12 protein-coding genes and 1 other RNA gene are annotated in these 13,203 nt (G+C 67.4%); 12 read left to right on the plus strand and 1 reads right to left on the minus strand.

Annotated elements, in window-relative coordinates:
- The first annotated feature begins 53 nt into the window (after positions 1–53).
- Genes CXB49_RS22435 through CXB49_RS22445 form a run of 3 tightly spaced genes read left to right on the plus strand, consistent with a single transcriptional unit; the run spans position 54 to position 2,034 of the window.
- A complete protein-coding gene (locus CXB49_RS22435) occupies positions 54–527 on the plus strand; it encodes a MarR family winged helix-turn-helix transcriptional regulator (RefSeq protein WP_101710416.1) in 474 nt (157 codons plus the stop codon).
- Positions 524–1,096, plus strand: coding sequence for a cysteine hydrolase family protein (locus tag CXB49_RS22440; protein WP_101710417.1), 573 nt, complete (start codon positions 524–526; stop codon positions 1,094–1,096). The genes CXB49_RS22435 and CXB49_RS22440 overlap by 4 nt, the downstream gene beginning before the upstream one ends.
- On the plus strand, positions 1,096–2,034 hold the full coding sequence (locus CXB49_RS22445; protein WP_101710418.1) for an FUSC family protein: 939 nt from the start codon (positions 1,096–1,098) through the stop codon (positions 2,032–2,034). The genes CXB49_RS22440 and CXB49_RS22445 overlap by 1 nt, the downstream gene beginning before the upstream one ends.
- Positions 2,035–2,050: 16 nt before the next feature.
- On the opposite strand, the gene CXB49_RS22450 is transcribed toward CXB49_RS22445, so the two are convergent.
- Positions 2,051–5,206, minus strand: coding sequence for an EAL domain-containing protein (locus CXB49_RS22450; protein ID WP_101710419.1), 3,156 nt, complete (start codon positions 5,204–5,206; stop codon positions 2,051–2,053).
- Between the two features lie 106 nt (positions 5,207–5,312).
- Between CXB49_RS22450 and rnpB the strand changes: the two genes are divergently transcribed.
- The 9 genes from rnpB to tolQ all read left to right on the plus strand — a co-directional run bounded on the left by rnpB (position 5,313) and on the right by tolQ (position 13,167).
- Positions 5,313–5,763: RNase P RNA component class A (gene rnpB / locus CXB49_RS22455), an RNA gene on the plus strand.
- Positions 5,764–5,886: 123 nt separating this feature from the next.
- Positions 5,887–6,945: a tRNA dihydrouridine synthase DusB gene (gene dusB / locus CXB49_RS22460; RefSeq protein ID WP_101710420.1), complete on the plus strand. Its 1,059-nt coding sequence runs from the start codon at positions 5,887–5,889 to the stop codon at positions 6,943–6,945.
- A 50-nt stretch (positions 6,946–6,995) separates the two neighbouring features.
- Positions 6,996–7,232 carry a helix-turn-helix domain-containing protein gene (locus CXB49_RS22465; protein ID WP_101710421.1) on the plus strand — a complete coding sequence of 79 codons (237 nt, stop codon included), beginning with the start codon at positions 6,996–6,998 and terminating at the stop codon, positions 7,230–7,232.
- A gap of 72 nt (positions 7,233–7,304) precedes the next feature.
- Positions 7,305–8,882, plus strand: a complete 1,578-nt coding sequence (purH, locus tag CXB49_RS22470) for a bifunctional phosphoribosylaminoimidazolecarboxamide formyltransferase/IMP cyclohydrolase (RefSeq protein ID WP_101710422.1) — start codon at positions 7,305–7,307, stop codon at positions 8,880–8,882.
- A 134-nt stretch (positions 8,883–9,016) separates the two neighbouring features.
- Positions 9,017–10,294, plus strand: coding sequence for a phosphoribosylamine--glycine ligase (gene purD / locus CXB49_RS22475; RefSeq protein WP_101710423.1), 1,278 nt, complete (start codon positions 9,017–9,019; stop codon positions 10,292–10,294).
- Between the two features lie 114 nt (positions 10,295–10,408).
- Positions 10,409–11,413: a UDP-glucose 4-epimerase GalE gene (gene galE, locus CXB49_RS22480; protein WP_101710424.1), complete on the plus strand. Its 1,005-nt coding sequence runs from the start codon at positions 10,409–10,411 to the stop codon at positions 11,411–11,413.
- A gap of 129 nt (positions 11,414–11,542) precedes the next feature.
- Positions 11,543–11,764, plus strand: a complete 222-nt coding sequence (locus tag CXB49_RS22485) for a hypothetical protein (protein ID WP_101710425.1) — start codon at positions 11,543–11,545, stop codon at positions 11,762–11,764.
- Between the two features lie 125 nt (positions 11,765–11,889).
- A complete protein-coding gene (locus CXB49_RS22490; protein WP_199406739.1) occupies positions 11,890–12,471 on the plus strand; it encodes an L-threonylcarbamoyladenylate synthase in 582 nt (193 codons plus the stop codon).
- Between the two features lie 36 nt (positions 12,472–12,507).
- Positions 12,508–13,167: a protein TolQ gene (gene tolQ, locus CXB49_RS22495; RefSeq protein ID WP_369826587.1), complete on the plus strand. Its 660-nt coding sequence runs from the start codon at positions 12,508–12,510 to the stop codon at positions 13,165–13,167.
- Positions 13,168–13,203 lie beyond the last annotated feature (36 nt).

Here is a 13,203-nt window from a genome sequence, read left to right on the forward strand (position 1 = left end):
CGGCCTCGCCTCGCCAAATTGCTATGTTTGTATAGCTATGTAATAATAGCAATATGAACGAGACGATTTCCACCGTCGAGGCCACCCGGCTGCGACAACAACTGATGACCATGGTGCGCCGGCTGCGCCGTCAGGCCAGCCAGGACACGCTGCCGTTCGGCCTGCTGGCGGTGTTGGGCGCGATAGACCGCGCCGGCGGCGACATCACGCCGACCGAATTGGCGCGCAAGGAGAATATGCGCTCCTCCAACCTGGCCAGCGCGCTGCGCGAACTGGCCGAAGCCGGACTGATACGCCGCAGCGCCGATCCGCGCGACGGCCGCCGCGTCCGCGTCGGCCTGACCGAGGCCGGCCAGGGCGTGTTGCGCCGCAATCGCCAGCTGCGCGACGGCTGGCTGCAGCGCGGCCTGCAGGGGCTGAGCGCCGACGAGCGCGCCGCGCTGCTGCTGGCCGGCGACGTGCTGGAGCGGCTGGCCGCCATGGAACTGAGTCTCGCCCCCCATCCGCCGGTAAAGGAACACATATGAAAACCGCATTGCTGACGCTGGACTACATCAACGACATCGTCGCGCCGCAAGGCCGCATCGCCCGCTGCGCCGGCCACGTCGCCGCGCGCGGCGCGCTGGCCGCCGCCAACCGCGGCATCGCGCTGGCGCGCGAGCGGCAGTGGCTGGTGATACACGTCAAGGTGGGTTTCTCGCCGTCCTATGTCGAAATGCCGCAAGGCTCGCCGATTTTCAGCCGCGCCGGCCAGTTCCAGGCGCTGAACCTGCAGGGCGAGGGCACGGCCTTCCATCCCGAGCTGGATGTGCGCGCCGAGGACGCCGTGGTGGTCAAGCACCGCGTCAGTCCGTTCTACGCCACCGCGCTGGAGGCGGTGCTGCGCGCGCACGGCATCGAGCGGCTGGTGGTCGCCGGCGTCAGCAGCACCTGGGCGGTGCAGGCGGCGGCGCGCGACGCGCACGACCGCGACTACCGGGTGGCGGTGTTGGAGCCGGCCTGCGCGGCCGCCGACGAGGACGAGCACCGCGCGTCGATGCGGCAACTGGCGGCGATCGCCGACATCGTGTCGCAGGAGCAACTGGAAGCGCTGTGATGGCGATGCTGCGCCGCTTGTGGGCCGAGCACTGCGACGCCTACCTGGCCGCCCGGGTGTCGGCGCTGATCGCGCCGGCGTTGCTGGCGGCGCTGGCCGGCGGCGGCGAAGCGGCCTTGCAGGGCGGCATGCTGGCGGTGTGTTGCCTGATGGCGATGGAGCGCGGCCGGCTGGGTCGCCGCGCCGCCGCGCTCCAGGCCGGGCTGGCGCTGGCGGGTTGCCTGGCGCTGGCCTGGCTGTGGCGCTGGCCGGCGGTATTCGCGCTGGCCTGCGGCGCGGCCGCCGAGATCGGCGGCCGGATGGGCGCGCGGCGGGCGCGTTGGCGCTCCGCCGCCAATTTCACTTTCATTCCCGCCCTCTACCTTGGTTGCGAGGCCGCGCAGTCCGGCGGTTCTGGCGCGGCCGAGTTGTGGCCGGCCATGCCGTGGCTGGCGGCCGGCGCGCTGGCCGCCTGGCTGCTGCACGCATTGGCCGGACGTTGCGCGCCGCCGCAGGACAAGCCGGGTGCGGCGCCGCGTGCCGGCGTCGCCTTCGCCTGCGTCGGCCTGCTGGCCTGGCTGGCCGCGCACTTCCAGCTGCCCTGCGGCCAATGGCTGGTCTGGTCCGGGGCCAGCGTCTGCGTCGGCGGCCTGTCCGCGATACGCGACAAATGCTGGCAGCGCTGCAGCGGCGCCCTGCTGGGCGTGCCGGCCGGCATGCTGCTGGCGCTCGCGCTGCAGCCTTCTCCCGAATCCTCGATGTCGCTGGGCGCGGCGGCGATGCTGACGCTGGCGCTGTTCCGCGCCTATAGACCGGGCTTCGCCGCGCGCAGCGCGCTGGCGGCCGCCCATCTGAGTCTGATCGGCGGCGTGGCGGCGTGGCGTCTGTTCGATGTCGGCCTGGCGGCGGCGCTGGTGCTGGCGACGCTGGCCGCCGGCCAGTGGCTGGCGGCGCGCTAGCCGGAGCAGAGGGCGCTCAGGCCGGCTCTGACTGCTGTTGCTCCAGTCGCCGCGTCATCATGTCCTCGGCCAGCGGCGATCCCAGCAGATAACCCTGCATCGCTTCGCAGCCCAGGCCTTTCAGGAAGCGCTGCTGGCTTTCGCTCTCGACGCCCTCGGCCAGCGTTTCCATGCCCAGCGCGCCGGCCAGATGGACGATGGCGCTGACGATGGCGGCGTTCTCCTCGTCGCCGGGCAGGTCGCTGATGAAGGAGCGGTCTATCTTCACCGTGTCCGGCGCGAAGCGCTTCAGGTAGGCCAGGCTGGAATAGCCGGTACCGAAGTCGTCGACCGACAGCCTGACGCCCATCGCCTTGATCACCGCCAGCTGGCGCGAGGCGAGGTCGGCGTCTGACATCAGCGTGCTCTCGGTCACTTCCAGCTCCAGGCAGTGGCCGGGCAGCGCGTGCTTCTGCAGCGCGTCGCGGACGTCGTCGATGAAGTCGTGGCGCATCAGCTGGTGGGCGGAGACGTTGACCGCGACGCGGATCGGCCCGAGGCCGGCCCGCAGCCAGCGGCTGGCCTGCTCGCAGGCCTGGTTCAGCACCCAGCGGCCCAGCGGCACGATCAGGCCGGTATCCTCGGCCACCGGGATGAAGCGGCCGGGCATGATCAGGCCCTCGTCCGGATCGCGCCAGCGCAGCAGCGCTTCGCAGCCCAGCAAGCGCTGTCCGGCCATGTCGTATTGCGGCTGGTAGACCAGGTACAGCTGCTCTTGCTCCATCGCCCGGCGCAGCCGGTTTTCCATCAGCAGCCGCTCCGCCACCTGGGCGTTCATTTCGCGGGCGTAGAAGCGGAAGGTGTTCCGGCCGTGCGCCTTGGCGTGGTACATCGCCAGATCGGCGTTCATCAGCAGGGTCTGAATGTCGCTGCCGTCGTCCGGCATCAGGCTGATGCCTATGCTGCAGCCGACCACCAGCGCATGCTCGCCGATCTGGAACGGCTGCTGCATCGTGCGCAATATGCGCTCGGCGATCTGCGCCGCTTCGCCCGGCTGGTTGATCGCCGGCAGGATCAGCACGAATTCGTCGCCGCCGGTGCGGCCTACGGTGTCCAGGCCGCGCACCGAGCCGGCCAGCCGGCGCGCCACTTCTTTCAGCAGCTCGTCGCCGGCGCTGTGGCCCAGCGTGTCGTTGATGTTCTTGAAATGGTCCAGGTCGACGAAGAGCACCGCCAGCTGATTGTGCTGCAGCTCGGCCTGGCGTATCGCCTGGTGCAGCCTGTCGTTGACCAGCACGCGGTTCGGCAGGTCGGTCAGCGCGTCGTATTCGGCCATGTGCTGGACCCGCGCCTCCTGTTCCTTGCGCTCGGAGATGTCGGTGAACAGCGCGACGAAGTGGCTGACCGCGCCCTGGGCGTCCTGCAGCACGCTGATATTGACCCAGCACGGGAAGTGCTCGCCGTTCTTGCGCTGGTTCCAGATCTCGCCGGACCACTGGCCGCGCTGGCCAAGCGCCAGCCACATCTGTTGGAAGAAGGCCGGATCGTGGCGGCCGGAGAACAGCAGCGACGGCTTGCGCCCCAGCACCTCGCCCTCGGCATAGCCGGTGATGTGGCAGAAGGCGCGGTTGACGGTCAGGATGCGGTTGTCCGGATCGGAGATCAGGATGGCCTCGTTGCTGGATTCGAAGACCTGGGCCGCCAGCCGCAGCTGGCGCTCGGTCTGGCGGCGGCCGCTGATGTCGCGCGCGGTCGCGCACAGATAGCGCTCGCCCTCGTACTGCAGCTGGTTGACGGTGACTTCCAGGTAGCGCTCGGCCTCGGCCTCGCCGTGGCGGGTCTCGAAGGTCAGCGGAAAGGCGCCGGGCGGATGGAGGAAGAGCCGCGGCGCCAGCCCGGGCAACTGCCGCAGCGCCAGATTGCAATACACCGTCTCGCCGCGGCGGTTCTGCAGCGCCACCATGTCGGTGGCGTTGTCGATCATGAAGTGGCTGAGCTTCAACTCGCGCGCCTGTTCCTTCAGCGACAGATGGCTCTGCGCCAGATCGTGCTGATAGCGCCTGACCAGCGCGCCGACCCAGCGGACGAAATACCAGCAGAACAGTCCGGCGCACAGCATCGCCACCAGCGTCATGCCCAGCGTGGTGACGATGCGTTCCGCCAACCGGCCGCGCAGCCGCTGCGCGGCGCGCAGGCCGTCGTCCTGTATCGCCTGCACCCGCAGGCTGGTGACCAGGGTCCAGTCCCAGCCCGGCAGCTGCCTGGCGTAGGCGAGGTAGGTTTCGGCGGGCAGGCCGGTCTCGTCCTGGCGGGCGTACTCGACGAAGCCGCCGCGCCGTCCCTGCTGGATCAGTTGCAGCATGCGCGCGCGTTCGGCCGCCGGCAGCGCGCGGTAGGAGCGGCCCACCAGCGACGGCCGGCCCGGCGACAGCCGGATGATGCCCTGGCGGTCTATGATGGTCATCTCGCCGCCGCCCGGCGACAGCCGCATCCGCGCCAGCGTGTCCAGTCCCTGTTGCTGCAGCGCGGCCTCGACGTTGCTGATGTATTCGCCGCTGCCTATCAGCCAGCGGTAATGGGGGAAGCGGCGGGCATAGGTGATCTTGTCGTCCATCTGCGCGCTGCCGGGCAGATACCAGCGATAGGAGGAGAAGCCGCGGCCGTCGGGGCCGGCCACCGAGTCGAGCAGGTTCTGCATGATGCGGCGGCCGCGGTCGTCGCGGTTGTCCAGCAGCGACCGGCCTTCGCGCTCAGGCGCGGTCGGCAGCAGCACGCAGCGGCCGTCCAGCGTGTCGATGAAGAAGTAGCCGCGGCCATCGAAATAGCGCAGCGGACGCAAGGCTTCGGCGATCAGCCGCTGCGTCCGCGCAGGGCCCAGCCGCGCATGCTCGCGGCGCCAGATGGCGTCGGCCAGGCTCCAGGCCTGGTCCACCTGCTCGCGCAGCTGGTGGCGCATGGTATCGTTGGTGCGCTCGCGCAAGGCCGCCAGCAGCAGCGCGGCGTGGTCGGTGTAGCCTTGCAGGTTGTCGCGCGCGCGCGCGGCGGCTTCCTGCTCGATGTTTTGTCGTCCCGACTGGAAGTCGTGCCAGCTCATCATCAGGAAATAGCTGGCCAGCGTGAGGGCCAGCGCAAACACGATGGCCAGGGTGCCGAACAGTTGCAAGCGCGACAGCCTGGCTTGGTTCAACTCCATCACGGTCTCGGGACTTCGAAAAGGGATGGCCAGTATACGGGATTATCCTGAATGTCATGAAAAATTGTCGGGCGAGCTGATCGAATTTCCGTTAAAATCGCGCCCGGAAGTCAGTCAGACAATCGCCGCGCCCGCGAGGGCGGGGAGGAAAGTCCGGGCTCCGCAGAGCAGGATGCCGGCTAACGGCCGGGCGCCGAGAGGCGACGGAAAGTGGAACAGAGAGCGGAACCGCCGATGGCCGGACCGGAGGACCGAAAGGTCGGACGGTCTTCATTCAGACAGGGCAACCTGGCTGGACGGCACAGGCAAGGGTGAAAAGGTGTACCGGGAGGCGAGAGCCGGCCTGGACGAGCGGGGCGACCCGCTCGCGGTAAGAGCGCACCGCGGACGTGGCGACACGGACGGCAGGCTAAACCCCATCCGGAGCAAGACCAAATAGGGGGGCGCCAACGTGGCTCGCGTTGTCCCCGGGTAGGTTGCTTGAGCCTGTCGGTAACGGCAGGCCTAGAGGAATGATTGTCCAACGACAGAACCCGGCTTATCGACTGACTTCCACCTCTCCCAGCCGATTATTTTCGGCTATCGATGCTGCCTAAAAAATAAGCAAAAATTTTTCCCGTTCGCGGCGAATCGCTATACAATACCGACCCTTCCCAGTCATTACCTGTAATTTATTTGTCATGCAGATAGGACCGTACCAACTGAAAAACCGGCTGATCGTGGCACCGATGGCCGGGGTGACGGACAGGCCGTTCCGCATGCTGTGCAAACGGCTGGGGGCCGGGATGGCGGTGTCGGAGATGATCACCGCCAACAAGGCGCTGTGGACCACGACCAAGACGCTGCGCCGGGCCGATCACGAGGGCGAGGTCGAACCGATCGTCGTGCAGATCGCCGGCGGCGAGCCGTCCATGCTGGCCGAGGCGGCCAGGCTCAATGTCGAGCACGGCGCGCAGATCATAGACATCAATATGGGGTGTCCGGCGAAGAAGGTATGCAATGTGGCGGCCGGCTCGGCGCTGTTGCGTGACCTGGACAACGTCGGCCGCATCCTGGAAGCGGTGGTGAAGGCCGTCGATGTGCCGGTGACCTTGAAGACCCGCACCGGCTGGAGCCGCGAGCTGAAGACGGCGCTGACGGTGGCGAAGATGGCCGAGGAGGCCGGCATCGCCGCGCTGGCGCTGCATGGCCGCACCCGCGAGGACATGTACCGCGGCGAGGCCGAGTACGACACGATACGCGCGGTCAAGCAGGCGGTGTCCATCCCGGTGGTGGCCAATGGCGACATCGATTCACCGGCCAAGGCGCGCCGCGTCCTGGAGTACACCGGCGCCGACGCCATCATGATAGGCCGCGCGGCGCAGGGCCGGCCGTGGATCTTCCGCGAGATCCAGCACTATCTGGAGACCGGCGAGGAGCTGCCGCCGCCGACCGTCGGCGAGATCCGCGAATTGATGCTGGGCCATCTGGACGAGTTGTACCATTTCTACGGCGAGTATTCGGGCTGTCGCATCGCCCGCAAGCACATCGCCTGGTATACGAAGGGGCTGGCCGGCGGCAACGCCTTCCGCCAGCAGATGTACCGGCTGGAAAGCACCGACGAGCAGCGCCGGGCGGTCGGCGAGTATTTCGGTCGGCTGGGCGGGATGGACGATCGTCTAAGCTACGTAGTCGAGGATGAGGACAGGATGGATCGCGGCGGCGAAGCCGGCGCGGAGGGAGAGGCGGGCTGCGGCTGACGCGCGCCGGCTTTCCGGGGACCCAAGATATCTGGACACCAAATAACAATATGCAAAACAACGATCACATCTCGCACTCGGTGCGGCTGGCGATGGAGCAGTATTTCCGCGACCTGGACGGCGAGGCGCCGTCGGCGATCTACGACATGGTGCTCGCCTGTGTCGAGAAGCCGCTGCTGGAGGTGGTGCTGATACACACGCAGGGAAACCAGACCAGGGCGGCGGAGTTGCTGGGATTGAACCGCAACACGCTGCGCAAGAAGATGAAGTCGTATGATTTGATTTGAAGATAACCGGCCACACCGTAACAGGGTGGCCGGTTTTTTTTGTGTTTATCCATAGTCAAAGCGGTAGAGAACATGACCAAGATCGAACGAGCGCTGATCAGCGTGTCCGACAAGAGCGGCGTGCTGGAATTCGCCAGGGAGCTGTCGGCCCTCGGCGTGCACATCCTGTCCACCGGCGGCACCGCCAAGCTGTTGCTGGACGCCGGCCTGCCGGTCACCGAAGTGTCCGACTACACCGGTTTCCCGGAAATGTTGGACGGCCGCGTCAAGACGCTGCACCCGAAAGTGCACGGCGGCATTCTCGGCCGCCGCGATCTGCCGGAACATGTGGCGACGATGGCCGAGCACGGCATCGGCAACATCGACCTGGTTTGCGTCAACCTCTATCCGTTCGAGGCCACCGTCGCCAATCCCGACTGCGCGCTGGAAGACGCGATCGAGAACATCGACATCGGCGGCCCGACCATGGTGCGTTCCGCCGCCAAGAACTGGGCGCACGTCGCCATCGTCACCGACAGCGCCGACTACCCGGCGCTGTCGGCCGAGTTGAAGGCCAACGGCGGCCGGCTTGCCAAGACCACCCGCTTCGAGCTGGCCAAGAAGGCCTTCACCCACACCGCCGCCTACGACGGCGCGATCTCCAACTATCTGACCAGTCTGGCCGACGGCGTCGTGGCCGGCAAGCCGGAACGCGTCGCCTTCCCGAACCGCCTGAACGCCCAGTTCGTTAAGGTGCAGGACATGCGCTACGGCGAGAACCCGCACCAGGCCGCCGCCTTCTACCGCGACCTCGATCCGGCCGCCGGCAGCATCGCCCACTACCGGCAGCTGCAGGGCAAGGAGCTGTCCTACAACAATATCGCCGACGCCGACGCCGCCTGGGAGGCGGTGAAGACCTTCGAGCAGACCGCCTGCGTCATCGTCAAGCACGCCAATCCGTGCGGCGTGGCCGTCGGTGCGGACACGCTGTCGGCGTACCGGCTGGCTTTCGCCACCGACACCACCAGCGCCTTCGGCGGCATCATCGCCTTCAACCGCCCGGTGGACGCGGCTACGGTGGAAGCCGTGACCGGCCAGTTCCTGGAAGTGCTGATCGCTCCGGCCTTCAGCGACGAGGCCAAGGCGCTGATCGCGGCGAAGAAGAACGTCCGCGTGCTGGAGATTCCGCTGCAGGCCGGCGCCAACCGCTTCGAGCTGAAGCGCGTCGGCGGCGGCGTGCTGGTGCAGACGCCGGACATCCGCAATGTCGGCGCCGACGAGCTGCGCGTGGTCAGCAAGCGCCAGCCGACGCCGCAGGAAATGTCGGACCTGTTGTTCGCCTGGCGCGTGGCCAAGTTCGTCAAGTCGAACGCCATCGTGTTCTGCAAGGATGGCCAGACCGCCGGCATCGGCGCCGGCCAGATGAGCCGCGTCGACTCCACCCGCATCGCCGCGCGCAAGGCGCAGGACGCCGGGCTAGGCCTGGCCGGCGCGGTGGCGGCGTCGGACGCCTTCTTCCCGTTCCGCGACGGCATAGACGTGATCGCCGAGCAGGGCATCAAGGCCATCATCCAGCCGGGCGGCTCGATGCGCGACGAGGAAGTCTTCGCCGCCGCCGACGAGCACGGCATCGCGTTGGTGTTGACCGGCGTGCGCCATTTCCGCCACTGAGCGGGCCTTGATTCGCCGCTGCGCCGCCGGCGCGGCGGTAATGAAACCGACTTGGCGCTATGCTATTCAAGTAAGCGCCAACCGACGGCGGCGGCCCAGCGGGTCCCGTCCGTCCAGAATAGGATAAGAACCCGATGAAAGTTCTCGTGATCGGCTCCGGCGGCCGCGAGCACGCGCTGGCCTGGCGCATCGCCAAATCGAAGCGCGTGTCCAAGGTATTTGTCGCGCCGGGCAACGCCGGAACCGCGCTGGACGCGAACCTGAGCAATATCGCCGCCAACGGCGTGGCCGAATGGCTGGCCTTCGCCAGGGAAGAGAAGATAGACCTGACCGTCGTCGGCCCCGAGGCCCCGTTGGCCGCCGGCGTCGTCGACGCTTTCCGCGACGAGGGCCTGAAAGTGTTCGGCCCGACGCGCTATTGCGCGCAGCTGGAGAGCTCCAAGGACTTCGCCAAGGCCTTCATGCAGCGCCACGGCATCCCGACCGCCGGCTACCAGACCTTCACCGACGCCGTCGCCGCGCATGTCTATGTCGACGGCAAGGGCGCGCCCATCGTGATCAAGGCCGACGGTCTGGCCGCCGGCAAGGGCGTGGTGGTGGCGATGACGCTGGACGAGGCGCATGCCGCCATCGACGACATGCTGCTCGGCAACAAGATGGGCGAGGCCGGCAGCCGTGTCGTGATCGAGGATTTCCTCGTCGGCGAGGAGGCCAGCTTCATCGTGATGGTCGACGGCGAGCACGTGCTGCCGATGGCCACCAGCCAGGACCACAAGCGGCTGCTGGACCATGACCAGGGGCCGAATACCGGCGGCATGGGCGCCTACAGCCCGGCGCCGGTGGTGACGCCGGCGGTGCACAACCGCGTGATGCGCGAAATCATCCAGCCGGTGGTGCAGGGCATGAAGAAGGACGGCCATCCGTATACCGGCTTCCTGTACGCCGGCCTGATGATAGACGACGACGGGCACCCGAAGGTGATCGAGTTCAACTGCCGCTTCGGCGATCCGGAAACCCAGCCCATCATGGCGCGGCTGAAGACCGATTTCACCGTGCTGCTGGAGGCCGGCGTCAACGCCCGGCTCGACAAGGTGGAGGCCGAGTGGGACCGCCGCGTGGCGCTGGGCGTGGTGCTGGCCGCCGCCGGTTATCCGGACGCGCCGAGAAAGGGCGACGTCGTGCACGGCATTCCGGCCGAGAGCGAGGACGGCATCGTCTTCCATGCCGGCACGGTCCTGGACGAGCAACAGCAGCTGCGCAGCAGCGGCGGCCGCGTTCTGTGCGCGGTGGGGCTGGGCGACAGCGTCAGGATGGCGCAGGGCAAGGCCTACCAGCTGGCCGACGCCATCGAGTTCGCCGGCAAGCAGTATCGCCGCGACATCGGCGCGCGCGCGATAGGCCGCAAGCACTGAAGCGGAACCCGCTTCTGGACGGAACGGCGCCGGCGGCGCCGTTTTGCTTTGGACAGGCTTTTCCCGCCGCCCCTACAATGTGGCCATCAAGCGACGACAGAACGGGAAAGCGCGATGATTCTGGTAACGGGCGGCGCCGGCTATATCGGCAGCCACACTTGCGTGAAATTGTTGGAGGCCGGCCATGAGCTGGTGGTGCTGGACAATCTGTGCAACAGCAAGGAAGAGGCGCTGCGCCGGGTGCAGAAGCTGGCCGGCAGAGCGCTGACTTTCATCAACGGCGACATCCGCGACGAGGCGGCGCTGGACCAGGCCTTCGGTCATCCGATCCAGTCCGTGATCCATTTCGCCGGCCTGAAGGCTGTCGGCGAGTCGGTGGCCAAGCCGCTGGAATACTACGAGAACAATGTCGGCGGCACGCTGGCCTTGCTGCGCGCGATGAAGCGGCACGGCGTGTCGCGGCTGGTGTTCAGCTCGTCCGCCACCGTCTACGGCCATCCTGCGACGACGCCGATCACCGAGGACTTTCCGCTGTCGGCCACCAATCCGTACGGACGCAGCAAGCTGATGGTCGAGGACATGCTGCGCGATTTCGCCAAGGCGGAGCCGGACTGGCGCATCGCGCTGCTGCGCTATTTCAACCCGATAGGCGCGCATGAAAGCGGCGACATCGGCGAAGACCCGAACGGCATGCCCAACAATCTGATGCCTTTCATCACCCAGGTGGCCAGCGGCCAGCGGCCCTGCCTGCAGGTGTTCGGCGACGACTATCCGACGCACGACGGCACCGGCGTGCGCGACTACATCCATGTCGAGGATCTGGCCGCCGGCCATCTGAAGGCGGTGGAGGCGCTGGCGCGGCGGGCCGGCCTGCTGACGGCGAATCTGGGCACCGGCAACGGCTATTCGGTGCTGGACATGGTGAAGACTTTCGAGCGGGTCAACCAGGTGGCGGTGCCGCATCAGATCGTCGCGCGCCGTCCCGGCGATGTCGCCGAGTGCTGGGCAGATCCGGCCGAGGCCGAGCGGCTGCTGGGCTGGACCGCCCGGAAGGATCTGGAGGACATGTGCCGCGACAGCTGGCGCTGGCAGCGGCGGAATCCGGCCGGTTACCCATGAGCGCGGGCCGGCGCGATCTTTATGAAAAATTGACGCGGCGGGGCGTTTTTTCTGCGGGAGCTTGATGCCGGCGACGCTACAGTGCGGAGTGTGGGGCGATTTCCCAAGCCGATCTGGAGCGATGAAGCCATGTCCGCATTGATGACTGATCAAGGCCTGCCGGCCGATCCGGAGCCTGGAAGCCGCAGCCGGCTGCTGCGCTTCCTGACCCACGAGAAACGTTGCTGGCGCCGCCTGGCCTACTGGTTGAAGCGGTTCGGAGTCGACGCCGGCGCGCCGCCGCGTTGCTATGCCTGGCGTCCGGCGCCGGAAGATCCGCCGGAAGACCACGAAGACCTGCTGTTGCATTGATTGCCGTTCGACGCCGGAGTCGGACGAACTTCCATCCCCGATTCCGGTTCCCCGCCTTCCCCGCCTCGCGCCGTTGCCGCTACAATGGCCGCTTCCCTTTATTCTGAAGAGTTGGCCGATTCATCATGAAGTCCGGTTCCGGTCCGTTGCCGCGGCTGCCTGGCAGCCGCCTGCAGCAGCGGGCCCGCAAACAGCTGCGCGTCGGCGGCGTCATCGCCTATGCCACCGAATCCTGCTACGGCCTGGGTTGTCGTCCGCTGGACAGCCACGCGATACGGCGGGTGCTGGCGATCAAGGCGCGGCCCAATCACAAGGGACTGATCGTCATCGCCGCCGATTTCGCGCAGATCCGTCATCTGGTCAAGCCGCTGTCCGCGGCGCAGCGCGCGGAACTGGCGCGCTACTGGCCTGGTCCATATACCTTTTTGCTGCCGGCGTCGCGGCGGGTGCCGCCGGCCCTGCGCGGCCGGCACAGCAAGATCGCGGTGCGGGTGACGGCGCACGGCGAGGCGGCGGCCCTGTGCCGGGCGCTCGGCACCGCGCTGGTGTCCACCTCGGCCAACCGCGCCGGGCAGAAGTCGCTGAAGACCGCGCGGGCCTGTCATCAGGCTTTCGACAACAAGGTGTTGACCTTGCCCGGCCGCATCGGCAAACGGCGCAAGCCGTCGACCATCATCGATCTGGAAAGCGGCCGCGTTTTGCGCTAGGCCGCATGTGAACCCGAGGAAAAAGACGTGCAACAGATTTCTTTCATCAGCCTGATCCTGAACGCCAGCCTGATGGTGCAGCTGGTGATGGCCGGACTGGCGCTGACCTCCCTGCTGTCGTGGGCGCTGATCTTCAACAAGGTGGCGGTGCTGCGTTCGGCCAAGCGCCACAGCGAGGAGTTCGAGCGCAACTTCTGGGGCGGCGCCGATCTGAACCGGCTGTACGAGGACGTCTGCCGCCGCAGCGACACCGCCGGCATGGAGCGCATCTTCCAGTCCGGCTTCGCCGAATTCTTGAAGCTGCGCGGCCGCAACGGCGCCGAACTGTCCGACATCATGGACGGCTCGCGCCGCGCGATGCGGGCGGCGGCGCAGCGCGAGCTGGACGCGCTGGACAGCCACACCTCCTTCCTGGCCACGGTCGGCTCGGTCAGCCCCTATATCGGCCTGTTCGGCACGGTATGGGGCATCATGCACGCCTTCATCGGTCTCGGAAACGCCGGCCAGGCGACGCTGAGCACGGTGGCGCCCGGCATCGCCGAGGCGCTGGTGGCCACCGCCATCGGCCTGTTCGCGGCGATTCCGGCGGTCGTCGCCTACAACCGCTTCGCGACCGACGTCGACCGTCTGGCCACGCGCTTCGACACCTATATGGAAGAGTTCTCCAACATCCTGCAGCGGCTGGTGACGCGTTAAGACACTTGCCGTTTCGGCTTGCATACGGCATGGTTC

It is taken from the genome of Chromobacterium sp. ATCC 53434 (genome assembly GCF_002848345.1).
Lineage (GTDB): Bacteria > Pseudomonadota > Gammaproteobacteria > Burkholderiales > Chromobacteriaceae > Chromobacterium.

Coding starts and splice junctions, on each gene's coding strand:
- CXB49_RS22435 (WP_101710416.1), top strand. CDS start 54: ATGAACGAGACGATTTCCACCGTCGAGGCCACCCGGCTGCGACAACAA.
- CXB49_RS22440 (WP_101710417.1), top strand. CDS start 524: ATGAAAACCGCATTGCTGACGCTGGACTACATCAACGACATCGTCGCG.
- CXB49_RS22445 (WP_101710418.1), top strand. CDS start 1,096: ATGGCGATGCTGCGCCGCTTGTGGGCCGAGCACTGCGACGCCTACCTG.
- CXB49_RS22450 (WP_101710419.1), bottom strand. CDS start 5,206: ATGGAGTTGAACCAAGCCAGGCTGTCGCGCTTGCAACTGTTCGGCACC.
- dusB (WP_101710420.1), top strand. CDS start 5,887: ATGCAGATAGGACCGTACCAACTGAAAAACCGGCTGATCGTGGCACCG.
- CXB49_RS22465 (WP_101710421.1), top strand. CDS start 6,996: ATGCAAAACAACGATCACATCTCGCACTCGGTGCGGCTGGCGATGGAG.
- purH (WP_101710422.1), top strand. CDS start 7,305: ATGACCAAGATCGAACGAGCGCTGATCAGCGTGTCCGACAAGAGCGGC.
- purD (WP_101710423.1), top strand. CDS start 9,017: ATGAAAGTTCTCGTGATCGGCTCCGGCGGCCGCGAGCACGCGCTGGCC.
- galE (WP_101710424.1), top strand. CDS start 10,409: ATGATTCTGGTAACGGGCGGCGCCGGCTATATCGGCAGCCACACTTGC.
- CXB49_RS22485 (WP_101710425.1), top strand. CDS start 11,543: ATGTCCGCATTGATGACTGATCAAGGCCTGCCGGCCGATCCGGAGCCT.
- CXB49_RS22490 (WP_199406739.1), top strand. CDS start 11,890: ATGAAGTCCGGTTCCGGTCCGTTGCCGCGGCTGCCTGGCAGCCGCCTG.